This is a genomic window from Streptomyces sp. S4.7, assembly GCF_010384365.1.
Lineage (GTDB): Bacteria > Actinomycetota > Actinomycetes > Streptomycetales > Streptomycetaceae > Streptomyces.
In genome coordinates this window covers 5,186,130-5,206,709 of record NZ_CP048397.1, presented here as the reverse complement: position 1 = coordinate 5,206,709, position 20,580 = coordinate 5,186,130, and the positions used below count along the sequence as shown (strand labels likewise).

At 71.3% G+C, this 20,580-nt stretch carries 15 protein-coding genes; 7 read left to right on the top strand and 8 right to left on the bottom strand.

Features of this window, described 5'->3' with window-relative positions; all coding sequences use genetic code 11:
• Positions 1–48 precede the first annotated feature (48 nt).
• Positions 49–1,308, top strand: coding sequence for a C40 family peptidase (locus SSPS47_RS23385; protein ID WP_164252746.1), 1,260 nt, complete (start codon positions 49–51; stop codon positions 1,306–1,308).
• Positions 1,309–1,413: 105 nt separating this feature from the next.
• Here SSPS47_RS23385 and SSPS47_RS23380 read toward each other — a convergent pair whose 3' ends face one another.
• Genes SSPS47_RS23380 through SSPS47_RS23360 form a run of 5 tightly spaced genes read right to left on the bottom strand, consistent with a single transcriptional unit; the run spans position 1,414 to position 7,216 of the window.
• A complete protein-coding gene (locus tag SSPS47_RS23380) occupies positions 1,414–2,658 on the bottom strand; it encodes a styrene monooxygenase/indole monooxygenase family protein (protein ID WP_164252745.1) in 1,245 nt (414 codons plus the stop codon).
• A gap of 53 nt (positions 2,659–2,711) precedes the next feature.
• Positions 2,712–3,341 carry an ATP/GTP-binding protein gene (locus SSPS47_RS23375; RefSeq protein WP_164252744.1) on the bottom strand — a complete coding sequence of 210 codons (630 nt, stop codon included), beginning with the start codon at positions 3,339–3,341 and terminating at the stop codon, positions 2,712–2,714.
• The gene (locus tag SSPS47_RS23370) at positions 3,322–3,762 is read right to left on the bottom strand and encodes a DUF742 domain-containing protein (RefSeq protein ID WP_164254900.1); all 441 of its coding nucleotides are present in this window, start codon (positions 3,760–3,762) and stop codon (positions 3,322–3,324) included. Before SSPS47_RS23370 ends, SSPS47_RS23375 begins: the two co-directional genes overlap by 20 nt.
• A 17-nt stretch (positions 3,763–3,779) precedes the next feature.
• On the bottom strand, positions 3,780–4,262 hold the full coding sequence (locus SSPS47_RS23365; protein ID WP_164252743.1) for a roadblock/LC7 domain-containing protein: 483 nt from the start codon (positions 4,260–4,262) through the stop codon (positions 3,780–3,782).
• On the bottom strand, positions 4,259–7,216 hold the full coding sequence (locus tag SSPS47_RS23360; protein ID WP_164252742.1) for a nitrate- and nitrite sensing domain-containing protein: 2,958 nt from the start codon (positions 7,214–7,216) through the stop codon (positions 4,259–4,261). The genes SSPS47_RS23365 and SSPS47_RS23360 overlap by 4 nt, the downstream gene beginning before the upstream one ends.
• A 467-nt stretch (positions 7,217–7,683) precedes the next feature.
• On the opposite strand from SSPS47_RS23360, the gene SSPS47_RS23355 reads away from it, so the two are divergent.
• Positions 7,684–8,466 (top strand): protein phosphatase 2C domain-containing protein, encoded by a 783-nt coding sequence (locus SSPS47_RS23355; RefSeq protein WP_164252741.1) that lies wholly within the window; start codon positions 7,684–7,686, stop codon positions 8,464–8,466.
• A 62-nt stretch (positions 8,467–8,528) separates the two neighbouring features.
• Here the strand turns inward: SSPS47_RS23355 and SSPS47_RS23350 are convergent, their stop codons facing one another.
• The 3 genes from SSPS47_RS23350 to SSPS47_RS23340 all read right to left on the bottom strand — a co-directional run bounded on the left by SSPS47_RS23350 (position 8,529) and on the right by SSPS47_RS23340 (position 12,431).
• The gene (locus tag SSPS47_RS23350; protein WP_147873879.1) at positions 8,529–9,011 is read right to left on the bottom strand and encodes a MarR family transcriptional regulator; all 483 of its coding nucleotides are present in this window, start codon (positions 9,009–9,011) and stop codon (positions 8,529–8,531) included.
• Between the two features lie 206 nt (positions 9,012–9,217).
• Positions 9,218–11,635, bottom strand: a complete 2,418-nt coding sequence (lon, locus tag SSPS47_RS23345; protein WP_147873880.1) for an endopeptidase La — start codon at positions 11,633–11,635, stop codon at positions 9,218–9,220.
• Positions 11,636–11,774: 139 nt separating this feature from the next.
• Positions 11,775–12,431 (bottom strand): NAD(P)H-binding protein, encoded by a 657-nt coding sequence (locus SSPS47_RS23340; protein WP_164252740.1) that lies wholly within the window; start codon positions 12,429–12,431, stop codon positions 11,775–11,777.
• Positions 12,432–12,648: 217 nt separating this feature from the next.
• On the opposite strand from SSPS47_RS23340, the gene SSPS47_RS23335 reads away from it, so the two are divergent.
• From SSPS47_RS23335 to SSPS47_RS23315, 5 genes are all read left to right on the top strand, one after another.
• Positions 12,649–13,296 (top strand): GNAT family N-acetyltransferase, encoded by a 648-nt coding sequence (locus SSPS47_RS23335; protein ID WP_164252739.1) that lies wholly within the window; start codon positions 12,649–12,651, stop codon positions 13,294–13,296.
• Between the two features lie 110 nt (positions 13,297–13,406).
• Complete coding sequence (locus SSPS47_RS23330) at positions 13,407–14,159, top strand: spermidine synthase (protein ID WP_164252738.1); 753 nt, start codon at positions 13,407–13,409, stop codon at positions 14,157–14,159.
• 108 nt (positions 14,160–14,267) lie between these two features.
• Entirely contained in the window at positions 14,268–15,005 is a 738-nt protein-coding gene (locus SSPS47_RS23325; RefSeq protein WP_078075112.1) for a response regulator transcription factor, read from the top strand.
• 281 nt (positions 15,006–15,286) lie between these two features.
• The gene (locus tag SSPS47_RS23320) at positions 15,287–16,309 is read left to right on the top strand and encodes an ATP-binding protein (RefSeq protein ID WP_078079478.1); all 1,023 of its coding nucleotides are present in this window, start codon (positions 15,287–15,289) and stop codon (positions 16,307–16,309) included.
• Positions 16,310–16,609: 300 nt separating this feature from the next.
• The gene (locus tag SSPS47_RS23315; protein WP_164252737.1) at positions 16,610–20,503 is read left to right on the top strand and encodes a multifunctional oxoglutarate decarboxylase/oxoglutarate dehydrogenase thiamine pyrophosphate-binding subunit/dihydrolipoyllysine-residue succinyltransferase subunit; all 3,894 of its coding nucleotides are present in this window, start codon (positions 16,610–16,612) and stop codon (positions 20,501–20,503) included.
• Positions 20,504–20,580 lie beyond the last annotated feature (77 nt).

The window sequence follows — 20,580 nt, the reverse complement described above, 5'->3', positions numbered from 1 at the left end:
TCATCGCCTTGGGGCCGGACGGGCCGTCCCGCAAACGGAGGTGATGGTGTGTCAGGCCGACTTCTGCGGTCCGTCTGCACGGCGGCACTCGCCGTCCTCGCGGCGGTCCCCTGCGCGGCGCCGGCGGGCGCCGAACCCACCCCCGCCCCGGTCCCCGAAAGCACCGCCGAGTACGCACCCGGGAGCGCGCCCCTCGATGACGGCGCGCCGCGCGGCGTCTCCGAACTGCTGACCGAGATGCGCACGCTGTACCAGCAGGCGGAGGAGGCCACCGAGGCCTACAACGCCACCGAGGTGAAGCTCGCCGCCCGACGGGCCGAGGCGAAGAGGGTCGGCGCGGGTCTCACCGACGCCCGCAAGGCGCTGGTCCGCAGCCGCGCCCTGGCGGGACAGCTGGCCCGCCGGCAGTACCAGGGGACCTCGGAACTCTCCTCCTACGTCCAGCTCCTGCTCACCGACGACCCCCAACGCGCCCTCGACCAGAAGCATCTGATGGACCGTGCGCAGCGCGAAGGGCTGTCGACCGTCGCGCGGCTGACGAACGGCGAGAGGCGCGCCGACACCCTCGCCGCGCGGTCCCGGAAGGCGCTCGACGAGCAGCAGGCGCTCGCCGCGAAACAGAGGAAGCAGCGCGACACGGTCAAGGCGAAGCTGACGGATGTCCAGAGGATGCTCGCGTCGCTCACCACCGAGCAGATCGCCGCGATCGCCGAACGCGAGGCCGCCGACACGGACGAGGCGCAGGAGAAGCTGATCACCTCCGGCGCACTCGGTCAGGCGGCCGGTGGGGACGCGAGCCCCGGCAGGAGCACGCGGGCGCCGTCGGCCGGGGGCGAGAGGGCACTGGCGTACGCCGTCGAACAGATCGGCAAGCCGTACGAGTGGGGCGCCGAGGGGCCGGAGGCGTACGACTGCTCGGGGCTGACCTCGCGGGCCTGGACGCGCGCCGGGGTCGCCGTGCCCCGTACGAGCCAGCAGCAGTGGGCCGAGCTGCCGAGGGTGGAGCTGAGTGAGCTGCGCCCGGGTGATCTGGTGGTGTACTTCCCGAAGGCCACCCATGTGGCGATGTACCTCGGCGAGGGGAAGGTGGTGCACGCCCCGCGTCCCGGGTCCCGGGTGAAGGTCTCCCCCCTCGCGTCGAACCCGCTGCTCGGCGCCGTACGGCCCGATCCGGACGCCGGTCAACTCGACGCGGCGTCGTACGTAGCGCCGGAGCTGCCGCCGGGCGCCACCGAGGGAGACGACACCGGCAACGACTCGCAATCCGCTCCCGCGAGCGGCACTTCCTTGGGCGTGTCCGGAATGTAGCGTCGTCCGCCCGCGGGGCGGGGCCCCGCGGGCGGCGGGTGCGGTGCCGTGCCAGGCGTCGCCGGCCGGGCGGGACTTCGCGGACACGCCCCTCGGCGGAGGGCCTCAGCCGGCCGCGGCCTCGCCGACCGCCGCGAGATACGCCTCGGTCTTCCCGGCGTCGTAGAGGAAGTTCTCGAAGTCCGAGGGGTCGTCGAAGCCGTTGGCGAACCGGTCCGCGACCGGCTGGAGCCGGCACGCCGCGCCGAACATGTCCAGCACGTGCCGCGCCGGCGGGGCCAGCATCGTGTTCGTCCACTTCGTGGCGTGCCGCGCGCTCTCCCAGTGCCGGTCGAACGTCGCCTGCATCCACGCCTCGTCGAACTCCCGGTCGCCGTGCGCCAGGATCGAGTCCAGGTACGAGGCGGCGCACTTGGAGGCCGAGTTGGAGCCCTGGCCGGTGACGGGATCGTTCGCGATGACGACGTCGGCGACCCCGAGGACGAGTCCGCCGCCCGGCAGCCGTCCGATCGGGTGCCGGACGGTGGGTGTGTAGCGGCCGGCCAACGTGGCGTTCGCGTCGGTCAGTTCGACCTTGGTGGCGCGGGAGTACTCCCAGGGGGTGTACCGCTCCATCAGCTCCAGCGTCAGCGAGAGATGGTCCGCGGGGTCCCTGATGCCTTCGAACACGTCGAGCGGCCCGCCCGGCACTCCCTCCCAGAACAGGATGTCCGCGCGGCCGGTGAAGGTCAGCGTCGGCATCACGAACAGCTCGCCGACACCGGGCACGAGATTGCAGCGGACGGCGTCGAAGTCCGGGTGTTCGGGGCGCGGGCCCAGACCGTGGACGTACGCGACGGAGAGCGCCCGCTGCGGCGCGGCGTACGGGGAGCGGGAGGCGTCCCTGGCGAACATCGCGACCAGTTCGCCCTTGCCGGCCGAGACGAGGACGAGGTCGTAGGCGCGCGAGAAGTAGTCGAGGTCGGACACGGCCGCGCCGTGGATGACGAGTTGACCGCCGCGCTGGGCGAACGTCTCCATCCAGCCGGCCATCTTCACCCGCTGGTCGACGGACTGGGCGATCCCGTCCAGCATGCCCACCCAGTCGACCGGGCGGGAGGAGTCGGGCGCGGCGACCGAGACGCCGAGACCCTCCACGCGCGGTGCCTGGGACTCCCAGAAGCCGAGCCGGAGGTCCCGCTCGTGCTGGAGGGCGGTGTGGAACATGCACTGGGTCGACATGACCCGGCCGCACCGGATCTCGTCCGCCGTACGGTTGGACATCAGCGTGATCTCGTAGCCGTGCGACTGAAGGCCGAGAGCGAGCTGAAGGCCGGACTGACCGGCTCCGACGACGAGTATCTTCCGCATGGCGGGTTCTCCGTTTGTCCGCTTCCCATTGGTTGTCGCTGCCCGCTGCCCGGCTATCCGTCCACCGCTTCGAGGGCGTGGCCCACCAGGGCCAGCAGCGATTCGACGACCGTGATCCGTTTACGTGCGTCCATGATCATTACGGGCACGCCCTCCGGTACCGACAGCGCCTCCCGTACGTCCCGGACCTCGAACGACTCCGTTCCCTCGAAGTGGTTGACGGCCACCACGTACGGCAGGCCGCGGCTCTCGAAGTAGTCGAGCGCCGGGAAGCACTCGGCGAGCCGGCGGGTGTCGGCCAGGACGACGGCGCCGATCGCGCCGCGCACCAGGTCGTCCCACATGAACCAGAAACGCGGCTGGCCGGGGGTGCCGAAGACGTACAGCACCAGGTCGTCGTCGAGCGTGAGGCGGCCGAAGTCCATCGCGACGGTCGTGGTGGTCTTCTCGGGGGTGGCCGAGAGATCGTCGGTCCCCTCACTGGCGCTGGTCATCACGGCCTCGGTGCGCAGCGGCCTGACCTCGGAGACCGATCCGACGAAGGTCGACTTGCCGACACCGAAGGCGCCCGCGACCACGATCTTGGTCGCTATGGGGGCTCTGGTGCGGTCCAACTGCCAGTCCCGCGGCGCTTCTTCCCCGGCGTCCCGCACGTCCGGCGGGTCAGAGACGGCGGAGTCCACCCAGCACCCTCTCCAGCAGCGCCCGGTCCGGGTGGTCGCTGCCGTGACCGGTCCCGTACACCCGGATCCGTCCCTGGTCGGCCAGATCACTGAGCAGGACCCGGACGACCCCCAGCGGTATCTTGAGCAGCGCCGAGATCTCGGCGACCGTCCGCATCCGTCTGCACAGTTCGACGATGGCGCGCATCTCCGGCATGACGCGCGCCGCGAGCCCGCCGCCGTTCGTCAACTCCTTGCGCTCCTCGGGAGCTTCGAGCGCGGCGACGAACGTCTCGACCAGCAGCACATGCCCGAAGCGCGTCCTGCCCCCCGTCAGGGAGTACGGTCGCACGCGCGCGACGCGGCGGTCCGTGCCGCGCGACGGAAGCCCACGGGCACCGGCCCCACGGGCGGGCCCGGGTGAGGGCCCCGGCCCCGGCATCGAAGCCGACACCGATGTCATTGGGCGCTCTCCATCGACTTGCGCAGCTCGCTGCGGAGTTCGGGGGTGAGTACGTGTCCGGCGCGGCCGACGAACATCGCCATGTGGTACGCGACGACGTGCATGTCGCAGTCGGCGCCGGCGTGCAGGCCGAGCAGCGAACCGTCGCTGATCGACATGACGAAGACGGTGCCCTCGGCCATGGCGACCATCGTGTGCTTGACGCCGCCGGTGTCCATCAGTTCGGCGGCGCCGAGGGTGAGACTGCTGATCCCGGAGATGATGGTGGCGAGGTCGGCGCTGGAGCCGCGCGGGCTCTCGCTCCCGTCCGTGCCGTCCGCCGCGTCGTGCAGTGCGGGGTCCGAGGAGAGCAGCAGGAGTCCGTCGGACGAGACGACCGCCACGGAGCGTGCTCCCCGCACCTCCCCGACGAGATTCGTCAACAGCCAGTGTAGATTGCGGGCTTCGCTACTCAGTCCGAATGTGCCGGTCGCCGTCAACTGCGTGCCTCCTCGACAGTTTCCCCCGTCTCATTCGTACGCGCGTCGGTCCCCTCCGCCGCTTCCGTCTGCCGCGGTACTGAATCGCTCTGCTTCTGCTGCACTTCGGTCTGCTCCAAGAGCTCGGCGTCGGCGTCGCGCTTGCCGGCCTTGGCGCCCCGGTGAAAGCCACCGAGCCTGCGGCGCAGCGCGTCCGCGTCGACGCTACCCGTCCGATCGGCCGTCGTGGAGGCGGACTTGACCGCTTTCGGGGTGCGCTTGGGCAGTCCCTCGTCGGTGACGGCGGGCGTGACGGCGTCGGTGACCGGCTCCGTTGACGTCTCGGCGGGCGGCTGCGCCTCGTCCGTCCCGGCTGACACATCCGTCCGATCCGCCTCTTCCGTCTCACGAACTGAGACAGCCGGGGCCTCGGCCGCGTCGGTGGCGCCGTCTGCGGCCTCATCCGTGGCCTCGTCCGCGGCCTCGTCCGCGGCATCGTCCGCGGCATCGTCCGCGGCATCGGCGACCCGCTCGTGCGTGTCGGGTCCGATGGCGTACGGGTCCCCGGCGGACTCCTCTGGCGCCGCCACCAGCGGCTCACGGTCCGAACGGCCGGGCAGCGTGTTGGAGTTGGCCTCCGCCACCGACCCCGGCAGGGTCAGCACCGGCGCCGCGCCCGCCGATGCCACCCGGAGCGGGGCCGTGACCGGCCGGGCCGTGGGGAGCAGGGCCTGCGGCAGTACGACGACCGCCGCGATCCCGCCCTGCTGGTGCTCGCGCAGCGTGATCTCCACGCCGTGGCGCGTAGCGAGCAGCGCGGCGACGCGCAGGCCGAGCCCGTCCCCTTCGCCGTCGGTGGTGGCGGCCTGCTTCCCGGGCTCGTCCGTCAGCGGCTGCTTCGACTTCGCTTTCGTCTTCGTCTTCGTCTTCGACGCCGGCTTCGGCGGCTCGTACGCGTGCGGATCGGCGATCCGTTGGTTGAGTTCGGCGATCCGCGCCGCCGACATGCCGATGCCCCGGTCCTGTACGGAGAGCATCGCGTCACCGCTCTCCAGCATCCAGCCCGAGAGTTCGACCTGGGCGTCGGGCGGCGAGAACGACGTGGCGTTCTCCAGGAGTTCGGCGACGAGATGGCTGATGTCGTCGGCGGCGAAGCCGGCCAGCTGGGCGTGCGGCGGCAGCGACTGGATGGTGACCCGCTCGTACTTCTCGATCTCGCTGACCGCCGCGCGCAGGACGTCGACGAGCGGCACGGGGCCCGCGTAACTTCCGCCGTACTCGTGCCCGGCGAACATCAGCAGGTTCTCGTTGTGCCGGCGCATGACCGTGGCCATGTGGTCGATCTGGAAGAGGACGCCGAGCCGGTCCGGGTCCTGCTCGCGCTCCTCCAGGGTCTCGATGACGCCGAGCTGACGCTCGACGAGACCGAGCGTGCGCAGCGAGAGATCGACGAACGTGTGGTGGACGGTGCTCCGCAGCCCTTCGAGCTGCGCGGTGACGCCGGCCGCGCGCTCCTGGAGTTCGGTGCGCTGGTCGGCCATGGCCTGCCGGGCGCCGATCAGTCCGGTGCGCTCGCTGTCGAGCTTCTCGGCGCGGGCGGAGACCTCGAGGAATTGGGCGTGCAGGCTGTTGAGCGACCGCACGACCTGGCCGAACTCGTCGTTGCGGCCGGTGAAGCGGACCGGTTCCTCAGTCGCGGGCCCGGCGGCCAGACGGGCCGCTCCGATACGGACGACGGCGAGCGGCCTGGTGAGGGTACGGGCGATGGCGGTGGACACGCCGACCGAGACGATCAGCAGGCCGCCGAGGAGCGCGATGCCCAGCTCCAGCGAGGTGACCGAGTCGTCGCGGAGCTGCTCCAGCCGCTTGAGCTGGGCGGAACCGATGCCCGACTCCACGCCGCGCATCTGCTCGATACGGCTGGAGAGCGACGACTCGACCTTCTCCTGGTTGGCGTCGCGGTCGCTGTCGGAGAGCTCGGGGCTGTCGGTGAGGCGGGTCAGGTACTTCTCCGCCGCCGTCACCTCGGGGCCGGTGACGGTCGTGGCGAGGGAGTCGCGTGCCTTGGTGCCCGCCGACTGGTCGAAGTCGGCGAGGGAGGCGAGTTCATGGACGCGGGCCTGCTGGGCGGCGGCGCTGAGCGCGTCGCGCGTGCGGTCGCTCTCGGCGGAGTCGCCGCCGTCGGCGGGCTGGACGGGGAGGCCGGTGACGGGGTCGAACCGCGGCTCGGTGTTCTTCGGTGCCGGGACGGCGAGCGCGGCCAGCAGCAGGCCGCGGGTGGCCGACGCCTGCTCGACGGCGCGGCCGAGCGCGGCGGGGGCCCGGGTGCCGTCGGCGGCCTCGGGGGGCGTCTTCTCGGCGACCTCGTCGCTGATGGCGTGCAGTTTGGCGATGACGTCCGTGTACGCCTGGTACGCCTCCAGGGCGGTGCCCTTGCCGGTGAGGGCGGTGCGGCGGATGGACGGGACGGTGGAGAGGTCCCTGCGCAGCCCGGGAGAGGCGGACTCGTCGATCTCGTCGATCTGCCGGTCGACGCGGGTGGCCGGGTCGCCGCCGGGGGCGCCGTCGGCCCCGTCGCCGTCCACCTCGTCCTCGTCGCCGTCGCCCTTGTCACTCCCGGCGTCCTCGCGGCCCCCGGCGATATGGACGACGACCTCGTCGCGCTCGTCGGCGAGGGAGTGGGCGAGGACGGCCGTCTGCCGGTTCAGCTCGGCGAGGGTGACCAGCCGCTGGGCGTCGGTCAGTTCGGCCGATGTGGCCAGGACCGCGGGCAGACCCGCCGCCACGACGGTGACACCGACGACGGCGACCGCGGCGACGAGCCGGCTGCGTACCCGTACGGGCCGGCCGGCCGGAACCTCGGGTGCGTCGGCGGAACCGGCCGTCCCCGCCTTACGGGGCTCTGCCGAGCCCTGGGACCCGCCGCGCGTGCCGCCCTTGCCCCGAGGCCGCTTCTTCTGCACCGGTGCTCGCATTCTTGACTCGTCCGCCCATGAAGCAGAGGTGACGTCCGGTCACACCGGACAACCCCTCCACCCCTGGCACGGCTTCCGACCATTCCAGCGTTTCTCGGAGGGGGCACGTTTCGGCTGCTCCGCCACCTGAACGAGTGAACATCAAGGAGGAGTTGGCGAACAACTCGCGCGGGCGCGCGTCGCGGTTGGCGCGGGTGGAGCGGTTGGAAGTTACGCGTGAGCTTTGGCAAGATGCCCGGTCGCATCGACGCGGATCTGATCATTCCGCTCGTGGGGACGGGGGCTCCGGCGCCGCGCGGAGTGGGCGCCCCGCGCACCGTGCGGGCGCGCGTCACGGGGCGGCGCGGTACGCCGTCCGCCGCCTCCGTACCGGGGCGCCACGGGTCCGGCGGGGCACGGCCGGACACCCGCGGACACGGCCGAGGCGTCCGGCGGGGGCGTACCGCCCGTCCGGCAGACTGGGGGCCATGCGCATCGACATCGCCACCGCCCCCGGCAGCCATCCCCGCCCGAACGAGGACTGGACCGCCGTGGCCACGCCCTCGGCGGGCAGCGGCGGGACGCTGATCGCGCTGGACGGTGTGACGCCTCCGCCGGACGGTGACGGCTGTGTGCACGGAGTCCCCTGGTTCACCGCCCGGCTGGGCGGGGCGCTGACCGAACTGTCCGCTTCCCGGCGGGAGATGTCCCTCGCCGACGCCCTCGCGGAGTCGATCCGGCGCACGGCCGACACCCACCGTGACACGTGTGACCTTTCTCACCCCCGGACACCCCAGGCAACCGTCGTCATGGTGCGCTGGGACACCGACACGGTCGAGCACCTCGTCCTGTCGGACTCCACCCTCCTTCTGGAGTCGCCGGACGGTGAGGTGCGGGCCGTCGTGGACCACCGCCTGGACCGCGTCCCGCGCTCGGTCCGCCGGCAGGCCGCCGCGACGGACGCCCTGCGCAACGCGGAGGGCGGCTTCTTCACCGCGGCCGTCGACCCGGACGTGGCGGCGAAGGCCGTGACGGGGCGGACACCGGCCTCACAGGTGCGTACCGCCCTGGCGCTCACCGACGGCGCCGCGCGCTGGGTCGAGGTGTTCCGGGAGGGCGACTGGGCGGACTGTCTGGCGCTCGTCAGGAAGAGCGGACCGCAGGAGCTGATCGACCGGGTGCGGGCGGCGGAGTCGGCGGACCCGGACGGGGTGGTCTTCCGGCGGGGCAAGCCGTACGACGACGCGACGGTCGTGTACGTGGAGCCGTAGGGCCCGGCCCATGGGGCGGGAGCCGTGGCGCCGGCCCCTCGCGGCGCCCTCCGTGGCCGGGCTCAGCTCTCCGCGCGCGCGTTCAACTGGTGCAGCAGCCGTGCCAGTTCGGCGACCTCCGACCGGTCCCAGTCGGCGAGCTTGCGTACGTACCGCTCGCGCCGCGCGTCGCGCACCCGGCGGAAGCGCGCGACCCCTTCGGCGGTGAGCCGGACGAGCGAGGCACGCCCGTCGGCCGGATCGGGCTCGCGCGTGACCAGTCCGAGCCCTTCCAGGGCGTGCAGTTGACGGCTCATCGTCGCCTTGCCGACCCCGAAGTAGACGGCGAGATCGGTGGCCCGCTGATGGCCGGTCTCCTCCAGCCGTACGAGAAGTCCGTAGGCGGCGGGCTCCAGTTCGGGGTGGACCTCGCGGGCCATCTCACCGGAATTGGCTCTGGCGCGCCGCAGAAAGACGGCCAACTCGCGCTCCAGCGCCAGGAATTCGTGGTCCCCATCACTTTTCCCGGCTGGTTCGGGTTCGTTCGCCGTACCGTCTCCGTGCACGTCAGCACCCACAACACCCATCGCGCGCTTTCCGCTCCTGAAGTTTTCCGTCTCCGAGGCCCATTGCCGCAGCTCCGTCATTATTTCGCAGGTTTTATCCCGGCGACAGCGGCCCCGGCGCCCGCCCCGTGCACGCACGAGGTGGGCCCCCGGCACCGAGTGCCGGGGGCCCACCTGCCGCGGTCCTCTGGAGCGGGTGACGCCCGCTACGCGGCGACCGGGATGTCCGTGGCCGCCGGCGCCGTCGCCGACGAGAGCGCGATCTCCAGGACCTGGCGTACATCGGTCACCGGGTGGACCTCCAGCTTGTCCAGGATCTCGGCGGGGACGTCGTCCAGGTCCGCCTCGTTCCGCTTCGGGATCACGACCGTCGTGATGCCCGCCCGGTGCGCGGCCAGCAGCTTCTGCTTCAGGCCGCCGATGGGCAGCACCCGCCCGGTCAGCGAGACCTCACCGGTCATGGCGACATCCGTACGGGCCTGGCGTCCGCTCAGCAGCGAGGCGAGCGCCGTCGTCATCGTGATGCCCGCGCTCGGGCCGTCCTTGGGCACCGCGCCCGCCGGGAAGTGGATGTGCACGCCCCGGTCCTTCAGGTCGGCCACCGGCAGTTCCAGTTCGGCGCCGTGCGAGCGCAGGAAGGACAGCGCGATCTGCGCCGACTCCTTCATGACGTCGCCGAGCTGTCCGGTCAGGGTCAGACCCGAACCACCCGTCTCCGGGTCGGCCAGCGACGCCTCCACGAAGAGGACGTCCCCGCCGGCGCCGGTGACGGCGAGGCCCGTGGCCACACCGGGCACCGCGGTACGGCGCTCGGCCGGGTCCTGGGCGGACTCGGGCACGTGGTGCGGCCGGCCGATCAGCCCGCGCAGATCGCCGTCCCCTACGGAGAACGGCAGTTCGCGCTCGCCCAGCTCGTGCTGTGCGGCGACCTTGCGGAGCAGTCTGGCGATGGAGCGTTCGAGGTTGCGTACGCCCGCCTCGCGGGTGTACTCGCCCGCCAGCTTGCGCAGCGCCTCGTCCTCCAGCGTCACCTCGCCGGTCTCCAGACCGGCCCGCTCCAGCTGCCTCGGCAGCAGGTGGTCGCGGGCGATGACGACCTTCTCGTCCTCGGTGTAGCCGTCGAGACGCACCAGCTCCATCCGGTCGAGCAGTGCCTCGGGGATGGACTCCAGGACGTTGGCGGTGGCGAGGAAGACCACGTCGGAGAGGTCGAGTTCGACCTCCAGGTAGTGGTCGCGGAAGGTGTGGTTCTGCGCCGGGTCGAGCACTTCGAGGAGTGCGGCGGCCGGGTCGCCCCGGTAGTCGGAGCCGACCTTGTCGATCTCGTCGAGCAGGACGACCGGGTTCATCGAACCGGCCTCCTTGATGGCCCGGACGATACGGCCCGGAAGCGCGCCCACGTACGTACGCCGGTGGCCACGGATCTCCGCCTCGTCCCGGACACCGCCGAGCGCGACACGGACGAAGGAACGCCCCATGGCGTGCGCGACGGACTCGCCGAGCGAGGTCTTGCCGACGCCGGGCGGACCGACGAGGGCGAGGACGGCGCCGCCCCGGCGGCCTCCGACCACACCGAGCCCGCGGTCGTCGCGGCGCTTGCGGACGGCCAGGTACTCCGTGATCCGTTCCTTCACGTCCTCCAGGCCCGCGTGCTCGGCGTCGAGGACGCGCTGGGCGCCCCGGATGTCGTACGCGTCCTTCGACCGCTCGTTCCACGGCAGTTCCAGGACGGTGTCCAGCCAGGTGCGGATCCACGAGCCCTCCGGGCTCTGGTCGGACGACCGCTCCAGCTTGTCGACCTCCTTGAGCGCGGCCTCACGGACGTGCTCGGGCAGATCGGCGGCCTCCACACGGGACCGGTAGTCGTCGGACTCGTCCTCGGGGTCGCCGTTGAGCTCGGCCAGCTCCCTGCGTACGGCGTCGAGCTGGCGGCGCAGCAGGAACTCGCGCTGCTGCTTGTCGACGCCCTCCTGGACGTCCTTGGCGATGGACTCGGCGACGTCCTGCTCGGCGAAGTGCTCACGGAGCTGGTCGGTCGCCGTCTTGAGACGGGCGACCGGGTCGGCCGTCTCCAGCAGCTCGACCTTCTGGGCCGTGCTGAGGAAGGGCGAGTATCCGGCGTTGTCGGCGAGCTGCGAGACGTCGTCGATCTGCTGGACACGGTCCACGACCTGCCAGGCGCCGCGCTTCTTCAGCCAGTCGGTGGCGAGAGCCTTGTACTCCTTGATCAGTTCGGTGACGGAACCGGGCAGCGGGTCGGGCACGGTCTCCTCGACACGCAGCCCCTCCACCCACAGGGCCCGGCCGGGCCCGGTCGTGCCGGCGCCGATCCTGACGCGGCCCCTGCCGCGGATCAGGGCGCCGGGGTCGCCGTCGGAGAGCCTGCCGACCTGCTCGACGGTCCCGAGCACGCCGGTCCCAGCGTAAGCCCCGTCGAGGCGCGGCACGAGCAGCACCTTCGGCTTTCCCCCGTCGGAGCCGTCGCCCGCGGCCGCCTGGGCGGCCTCCACGGCGGCACGTACCTCGGTGTCGGACAGGTCCAGCGGCACCACCATCCCCGGCAGCACGACCTCGTCGTCGAGCGGCAGCACGGGCAGGGTGAGCGGTGTGGACGTGGCAGCCATGGTCTCCCCTTCGGCAGTCAGAACTTGAGCTATGTCGACTCAATGCTTGTGAGCCTGCTGTTGTTCCCCGGATACCGGGGGAGGGTGTTCGCTCTGAGCGATCGATGATCGGGGCGCGGGGGGCCTCGCGGATCAGCGCTCAGGGACGGCGGAGGTTGGCCCGGACGGCGTCCCGGATCGGGGTCGGCCCCGTGTTGAGTTCGAGGATCTGCCGGCCGATCCGGGGTTCGCGCAGCAGCTCGGCGAGCGTTTCGGCGACATCGGCGCGAGCCACCTGACCGTGGAACTCGGCGGGGCCGAGTGAGACGGTGCCGGTGCCGGGATCGTCCACCAGCAGTGAGGGGCGGAGAATCAGCCAGTCCAGCTCACTGCGGCTCAGCACGATGTCCGCCTCCTTCTTCACGGCGAAGTAGTACTCGCCCTCGTCACCGAGGTCGCGCTCCCGCCAGGACTCCGGGAGCACCGAGACGAGTGCGAGACGGCCGACTCCGGCGCGGCGGGTCGCCTCGATCGCCTTCGCGACCCCGTCGCCGTCGATCGCCTTGGTGGTCCCGGCGCCGCCCCCGTTGGATCCCGCGGTGAACACGACGGCGTCGGCGTCGCCGATGGCCACCGCCAGCGCCTGCGCGGACATCCCGGCGAGATCCCCGACCACCGTGTCGACGCCACGCGCCGCGAGATCCGCCCGCTGGTCGTCACGGCGTACGAGCCCACGGACGAAATCCCCTTCGGAGAGAAGCTCCCGTGCGAGCAGACCGCCGATTTTCCCCGTGATCCCGATAATGAATACATCCACCTGGAGCGCTCCGTCCGTCGCGGGTCGTGACCGCCCCAACACCCCGATCACCACCGGCATTCCGGACGCCGTGCCCGCCCCCGGACGAAGCAACGCCACGCGATACGAACCACTCGTATATCGGCGCGGGGAACACGTGCGCGAGGTAAGAAGTCGGCGTCGCGCGGCCCGGCGGAAAGTGCTCGCGCTCCGGCGGCACCTGAGATGTAATGACCCCATGGACAGTTCAGCCATTACCTCCGCATGGGTCGCGGGATGGGTCGTCAACCGCTCGGCACCGGCGCCGGTCCTGGAGCCGTGGGGCTACCGCATCGACGTCGGGCTGCCCGGCCATGTGTTCCGGCACGTCCTCCCCGAGCCGGACGAGCCCTCCGTGCGCAAGCTCTGCGAGACCGTCACCGAGCCCGGAGCCTGGCTGAAAGTGCTCGCACCGCCGGAGCGGGTCGCCGAGTGGATCACACCGGGCTGGACGGTGCCGGACGACCCCGGACACATGATGTTCCACGCGCTGCGCCGCTCCGCCCCACCGGCCCCGCCCGCCGGCTACACGGTGGAGACGCGGACCCGCGACGGTGTCCTTCGCGTACGGGTGACGGCCCCCGACGGCTCCCCCGCCGCGCGGGGCCAGGTCGCCGGGACGGGCGACGGCGCGACGGCGGTCGTCGACCAGGTCGAGACCTGGGAGAACCACCGCAGGCGCGGCCTCGGGCGGCTGGTGATGCGTACGCTCGAAACCGCCGCCGCGGACGCGGGCGCCACCACGGGTGTCCTCTCCGCCACCAGGGACGGCCTGGGCCTGTACACGTCACTGGGCTGGCGGCTCCAGGGCCCGCTCACAGGTGTCGTACGCGGGAGTGACGACTGACCGGCCCCTCCCCCGGGCACACGCCCCGGGAACCGAATTGTCGTCGCCCCGCGCGCCCCGCGAGGATGACGGCGGACCCGGTTCAGCCGCAGATCTGAGGAGACATCCCCGTGCCCGTCCCCACCCCCGGCGCCCCCGGCGCCCCGGAAGACCGCCCCGTCACCCTCGACCGGCGCGACGGACCGTACGGCGAGGTCGTCCTGCGGCGGCGGCCCGGCGGTGCGGGCGACGAGGGTGACATCCACGAGATCATCGCCAACGGCACGTTCCTGATGGACACCTCCGACGGCCGCTCCGAACGGCTGCTGATCGACGCCGCGCAGGCCGCGCTCGCACCCGACCGCCGTGAGGGCCTGCCGTCCGTCCTCATCGGCGGACTCGGTGTAGGTTTCTCGCTCGCGCACGCCGCCGCCGACGACCGCTGGGGCCGGATCGTGGTGGTCGAACGCGAGCAGGCCGTCATCGACTGGCACCACCAGGGACCGCTCGCCCGGATCTCCGGCGCCGCGCTCGGCGACCCGCGCACTGTGATCCTCCACACCGATCTTGTCGAGTACCTGCGTGCGGCGGCGGAAGTCACCGACGAGCCCACCGACCACTACGACGCCCTCTGCCTCGACATCGACAACGGACCCGGCTGGACCGTCACCGACGAGAACGCGAGCCTGTACACACCCGGCGGGCTGGCCGACTGCCTGGCACGGCTCAACCCCGGCGGAGTCCTCGCCGTATGGTCCGCGCAGCCGTCCCCCGCCTTCGAGGAGGCGCTGCGGAATGCCGGTTTCACCGGGGTTAGGACCGAAGAGATCCAAGTTGCCCGAGGAGTGCCTGACGTGGTCCATCTCGCCGTTCGCCCTGCGTAGCCGGGAGCCCTCCGGTGCCTCTACGCTGCTCCCCACACACGGGATCGACATCCTCACGGGGTTGTGGATCGAGGAACACGGATCGCGGAACGTACCAGGGGCGGGGCGATGGAGCAGACACACACCAGCCAGAACGGGGTCGCGGCCACTCCCGGCGCGCAGCGCCGGGTGCTCGTGGTCGAGGACGACGCGACGATCGTGGACGCCATCGCGGCCCGGCTGCGCGCCGAGGGCTTCGTGGTCCAGACGGCGGTCGACGGCCCCGCGGCCGTGGACGCCGCCGAGGCGTGGCAGCCCGACCTGATGGTCCTCGACGTGATGCTGCCCGGCTTCGACGGTCTGGAGGTCTGCCGCCGTGTGCAGGCTCAGCGTCCGGTGCCGGTGCTGATGCTGACGGCACGCGACGACGAGACCGACATGCTCGTGGGCCTCGGTGTCGGCGCCGACGACTACATGACCAAGCCGTTCTCGATGCGGGAGCTGGCCGCGCGGGTGCATGTCCTGCTGCGCCGGGTGGAGCGCGCGGCGCTGGCCGCCGTGACGCCGCGCAGCGGCATCCTGCGCCTCGGTGAGCTGGAGATCGACCACGCGCAGCGCCGGGTGCGGGTGCGGGCGGAGGACGTGCATCTGACGCCCACCGAGTTCGACCTGCTGGTCTGTCTGGCGAACACGCCGCGCGCGGTGCTCTCACGGGAGCAGTTGCTGGCCGAGGTGTGGGACTGGGCGGACGCCTCGGGCACCCGTACGGTCGACAGCCACATCAAGGCGCTGCGCCGGAAGATCGGCGCGGAGCGCATCCGGACGGTGCACGGCGTGGGGTACGCCCTGGAGACACCGGCGCCATGAGCCGGACGCCGGGCGGCGGGGGCGAGCAGGCCGAGGGTCCCGGACGTACGGGGCGCGCGGGCCGTACGCCGCGGGGTCCGCGCCCGCCGCGCGCCGCGCGCCCGTCATCGGCCCGCACCGGAGTCCCCCGGCCGGCCAGAGGGGGCTCGCCGCGGCACGACCCGTCCGGCCACGGTGGTCCGGCGCGCAAGGGCCCGGCCCGGATCAGGGCGGGGCACGGGTCCCTCGGCGGGTCGGACACCGGCGGCCTGCGGCCCTTCTCCATCAAGACCAAGCTCGGCATGCTCGTCGTGGTCTCCGTGCTCATCACCACGGGGCTGCTGATGGTGGCGCTGCGCACCGAGACCGAGCTGCGCTTCATCACGGTCTTCTCCATGATCGCGACGCTGTTGATAACGCAGTTCGTGGCGCACGGTCTGACCGCCCCGCTGGACGAGATGAACACCGTCGCGAAGGGCATCTCGCACGGTGACTACACACGGCGCGTCAGTGGCGCGGACCGCCGTGACGAGCTGGGCGACCTGGCCTCCACCATCAACCGGATGGCGGACGACCTCGAAGCCGTCGACAGGCACCGCAAGGAGCTGGTCGCCAACGTCTCGCACGAGCTGCGCACACCGATCGCCGCGCTGCGTGCCGTGCTGGAGAACGTGGTGGACGGGGTGTCCGCCGCCGATCCGGAGACGATGCGTACGGCGCTGAAGCAGACCGAGCGCCTGGGCCGGCTGGTGGAGACGCTGCTGGACCTGTCCCGGCTCGACAACGGTGTGCTGCCGCTGAAGGCGCGGCGCTTCGAGGTGTGGCCGTATCTGTCCGGGGTGCTGAAGGAGGCCAATCTCGCGGCCTCGCAGCGCGGTCTCAGCTCGGGCTCCGGCAACCACACCCGTACGGACGTGCATCTGCATCTGGATGTGTCGCCGCCGGAGCTGACGGCGCACGCGGACGCGGAGCGGCTGCACCAGGTGGTGGCGAATCTCATCGACAACGCGGTCAAGCACAGTCCGCCGCACGGCCGGGTGACGGTGCGGGCGCGGCGCGGGCACGGTCCGGAGTCGCTGGATCTGGAGATCCAGGACGAGGGCCCCGGTATTCCGGAGCCGGAGCGGCACCGGGTCTTCGAGCGCTTCAACCGCGGCAGCGCCCCGTCGCCGCACGGTCCCGGCAGTGACGGCGGTACGGGGCTGGGGCTGGCGATCGCGAGCTGGGCGGTGGATCTGCACGGCGGGCGTATCGGGGTGGCCGAATCCGTACGCGGCTGCCTCATCCAGGTAACACTTCCGGGAATCCCTCGGGCGCGAGGTTGACGTAGGGTTCGAACCGGAGGCACCGAACGAACGCGTCCTGACGGAAATGCGGTCGGGTGCTGCCGGTCCGGACTCCGTTCAGTCGGGGAAAGACCGTGTCGGCGTCGCGGTGCGTCCACTGCTCCGAGGACAGCTCAAGGAAACCTGGCTCGTTTCCCGCCAATTCCTACGCCGAAACCCGCCTTCCGGTGTGACTTGCATGACGTTGCCCCCGCCCGGTCTGCTCCTCTCGGTCCGGTAGGCGTAGCCTTGATTCCCGCTGTCCATCACCTTGTGAAGCGGAAGAGGGCGGTTGCCGCCGTGTCGTCTCAGTCCCCCAGTAACTCAAGCGTCTCGACCGACCAAGCGGGCCAGGAGAAGAATCCTGCCGCCGCCTTCGGGCCCAATGAATGGCTCGTCGACGAGATCTACCAGCAGTACCTCCAGGACCCGAATTCGGTCGACCGTGCCTGGTGGGACTTCTTCGCCGACTACAAGCCGGGCACGACCGGTACGGCGGACAAGAGCCAAGAGTCCACGACGGCGTCCACCGCAGCCGCGGGGGCTGCGGCGGGTGCCGCGCCCGCCGCACCCGTGACGTCGACGGCCACGACCACCGCGACCGCTCCCGCCGCCCCGGCGAAGCCCGTGGCGGCGGCTCCCGCGCAGGCGCAGGCCCCCAAGGCCGAGTCGCAGGCCCCGGCGGCCGCCCCGGCCGCTCCTGCGAAGCCCGCCGCCGCGGCTCCCGCGCCGGCGCAGGCCGCGCCGCCCGCCGCGAAGCCGGCCGCCGCCAAGGCGGCGGCGAAGGACGAGCCGTCCGCCGAGGAGCCCACCGGCCCCGAGTTCGTGACGCTGCGCGGCCCCTCGGCCGCTGTCGCGAAGAACATGAGCCTGTCGCTGGAGCTGCCCACGGCCACGTCCGTGCGCGCCGTCCCGGTGAAGCTGCTCTTCGACAACCGCATCGTCATCAACAACCACCTGAAGCGGGCGCGCGGCGGCAAGATCTCCTTCACGCACCTCATCGGGTACGCGATGGTGCAGGCCATCAAGGCCATGCCGTCGATGAACCACTCCTTCGCCCAGAAGGACGGCAAGCCCACCCTCGTCAAGCCGGAGCACATCAACTTCGGTCTGGCCATCGACCTGGTGAAGCCGAACGGCGACCGCCAGCTCGTCGTCGCCGGCATCAAGAAGGCCGAGACGCTCAACTTCTTCGAGTTCTGGCAGGCGTACGAGGACATCGTCCGGCGCGCCCGCGGCAACAAGCTCACGATGGACGACTTCAGCGGCGTCACCGTCTCGCTGACCAACCCGGGCGGCCTCGGCACGGTGCACTCGGTGCCGCGTCTGATGCCCGGTCAGTCGGTCATCATGGGCGTCGGTTCGATGGACTACCCGGCGGAGTTCCAGGGCACGTCGCAGGACACCCTGAACAAGCTGGGCATCTCCAAGGTCATGACGCTGACCTCCACGTACGACCACCGCGTCATCCAGGGCGCCGCCTCCGGCGAGTTCCTGCGGATCGTCAGTCAGCTGCTGCTCGGCGAGAACGAGTTCTACGACGAGATCTTCCAGGCGCTGCGGATCCCCTACGAGCCGGTGCGCTGGCTCAAGGACATCGACGCCTCGCACGACGAGGACGTCACCAAGCCCGCGCGGGTCTTCGAGCTGATCCACTCCTACCGGGTGCGCGGCCATGTCATGGCCGACACCGACCCGTTGGAGTACCGCCAGCGCAAGCACCCCGACCTCGACATCACCGAGCACGGCCTCACCCTGTGGGACCTGGAGCGGGAGTTCGCCGTCGGCGGCTTCGCCGGCCAGTCGATGATGAAGCTGCGCGACATCCTGGGCGTGCTGCGCAACTCGTACTGCCGCACCACCGGCGTCGAGTTCATGCACATCCAGGACCCGAAGCAGCGCAAGTGGCTCCAGGACCGCATCGAGCGCTCCAACACCAAGCCGGAGCGCGAGGAGCAGCTGCGGATCCTGCGCAGGCTCAACGCGGCCGAGGCGTTCGAGACGTTCCTCCAGACCAAGTACGTCGGCCAGAAGCGGTTCTCGCTGGAGGGCGGCGAGTCCGTCATCCCGCTGCTCGACGCGGTCATCGACTCGGCCGCCGAGTCGCGGCTCGACGAGGTCGTCATCGGCATGGCCCACCGCGGCCGGCTCAACGTGCTGGCGAACATCGTCGGCAAGTCGTACGCGCAGATCTTCCGCGAGTTCGAGGGCAACCTCGACCCGAAGTCGATGCACGGCTCCGGCGACGTGAAGTACCACCTGGGCGCCGAGGGCACCTTCACCGGGCTCGACGGCGAGCAGATCAAGGTCTCGCTGGCCGCGAACCCCTCGCACCTGGAGGCGGTCGACCCGGTCCTCGAAGGCATCGCGCGCGCCAAGCAGGACATCATCAACAAGGCGGGCACGGACTTCACCGTGCTGCCCGTCGCGCTGCACGGCGACGCGGCCTTCGCGGGCCAGGGTGTCGTCGCCGAGACGCTCAACATGTCGCAGCTGCGCGGCTACCGCACCGGCGGCACGGTGCATGTGGTGATCAACAACCAGGTCGGCTTCACCGCCGCCCCGGAGGCCTCGCGCTCCTCGATGTACGCGACGGACGTCGCGCGCATGATCGAGGCGCCGATCATCCATGTGAACGGTGACGACCCGGAGGCGTGCGTCCGGGTGGCGCGGCTCGCCTTCGAGTTCCGCCAGACGTTCAACAAGGACGTCGTGATCGACCTCATCTGCTACCGCAGGCGCGGTCACAACGAGGGCGACAACCCGCAGTTCACCAACCCGCAGATGGTCACCCTGATCGACAAGAAGCGTTCGGTGCGCAAGCTGTACACCGAGTCGCTGATCGGCCGCGGCGACATCACGCTGGAAGAGGCGGAGCAGGCGCTCCAGGACTTCCAGGGCCAGCTGGAGAAGGTGTTCGCCGAGGTCCGCGAGGCCACGTCGCACCCGGCTCCGACCCATGTGCCGGACGTCCAGGCGGAGTTCCCGGTCGCGGTCACGACGGCCATCTCGCAGGAGGTCGTCAAGCGGATCGCCGAGTCCCAGGTCAACATCCCCGACCACATCACGGTGCACCCGCGGCTGATGCCGCAGATGCAGCGCCGTGCGGCGTCGGTCGAGGACGGCACGATCGACTGGGGCACCGGCGAGACCCTCGCCATCGGCTCGCTGCTGATGGAGGGCACCCCGGTCCGTCTGTCGGGCCAGGACACCCGCCGCGGCACCTTCGGCCAGCGCCACGCGGTGCTGGTGGACCAGGAGACCGGCGAGGACTACACCCCGCTGCTCTACCTGTCCGAGGAGCAGGCCCGCTACAACGTCTACGACTCGCTGCTGAGCGAGTACGCGGCGATGGGCTTCGAGTACGGCTACTCGCTGGCCCGCCCGGAGTCGCTGGTCATGTGGGAGGCGCAGTTCGGCGACTTCGTCAACGGGGCGCAGACGGTCGTCGACGAGTTCATCTCGTCGGCGGAGCAGAAGTGGGGCCAGACCTCGGGCGTCACGCTGCTGCTGCCGCACGGCTACGAGGGCCAGGGCCCGGACCACTCGTCCGCGCGTCCCGAGCGCTTCCTCCAGGTGTGCGCGCAGAACAACATGACGGTCGCGATGCCGACCCTGCCGTCGAACTACTTCCACCTGCTGCGCTGGCAGGTCCACAACCCGCACCACAAGCCGCTGGTCGTCTTCACCCCGAAGCTGCTGCTGCGGCTGAAGGCCGCGACGTCGAAGATCGAGGAGTTCACCTCGGGCGGCTTCCGCCCGGTGATCGGCGACGCGATGGCCGAGGCGGGCACGATCGACCCGGCGGAGGTCCGCAAGGTCGTCTTCTGCGCCGGCAAGGTCTACTACGACCTGGACGCCGAGCGCCAGAAGCGTGGTCTGAAGGACACCGTGATCGTGCGTCTGGAGCGGCTGTACCCGCTGCCGGGCGCGGAGCTCCAGGCGGAGATCGCGAAGTACCCGAACGCCGAGAAGTACCTGTGGGCACAGGAGGAGCCGGCGAACCAGGGCGCGTGGCCGTTCATCGCGCTCAACCTGATCGACCACCTGGACCTGGCGGTCGGCGCCGACATCCCGCACGGTGAGCGTCTGCGCCGTATCTCGCGGACCGCTTCGTCGTCGCCTGCGGTCGGCTCCGCCAAGCGGCACCAGGCGGAGCAGGCGCAGCTCTGCGCGGAGGTCTTCGACGCCTGAGCGCGGTGACGTGACGTACGTACGAGGGCCCGGCCCCGCTCGGAGAGCGGGGCCGGGCCCTCGTACGTACGTCCGTG

Coding starts and splice junctions, on each gene's coding strand:
- SSPS47_RS23380 (WP_164252745.1), bottom strand. CDS start 2,658: ATGCGGAAGATACTCGTCGTCGGAGCCGGTCAGTCCGGCCTTCAGCTC.
- SSPS47_RS23370 (WP_164254900.1), bottom strand. CDS start 3,762: ATGCCGGGGCCGGGGCCCTCACCCGGGCCCGCCCGTGGGGCCGGTGCC.
- SSPS47_RS23360 (WP_164252742.1), bottom strand. CDS start 7,216: ATGCGAGCACCGGTGCAGAAGAAGCGGCCTCGGGGCAAGGGCGGCACG.
- SSPS47_RS23355 (WP_164252741.1), top strand. CDS start 7,684: ATGCGCATCGACATCGCCACCGCCCCCGGCAGCCATCCCCGCCCGAAC.
- lon (WP_147873880.1), bottom strand. CDS start 11,635: ATGGCTGCCACGTCCACACCGCTCACCCTGCCCGTGCTGCCGCTCGAC.
- SSPS47_RS23335 (WP_164252739.1), top strand. CDS start 12,649: ATGGACAGTTCAGCCATTACCTCCGCATGGGTCGCGGGATGGGTCGTC.
- SSPS47_RS23325 (WP_078075112.1), top strand. CDS start 14,268: ATGGAGCAGACACACACCAGCCAGAACGGGGTCGCGGCCACTCCCGGC.
- SSPS47_RS23320 (WP_078079478.1), top strand. CDS start 15,287: ATGCTCGTCGTGGTCTCCGTGCTCATCACCACGGGGCTGCTGATGGTG.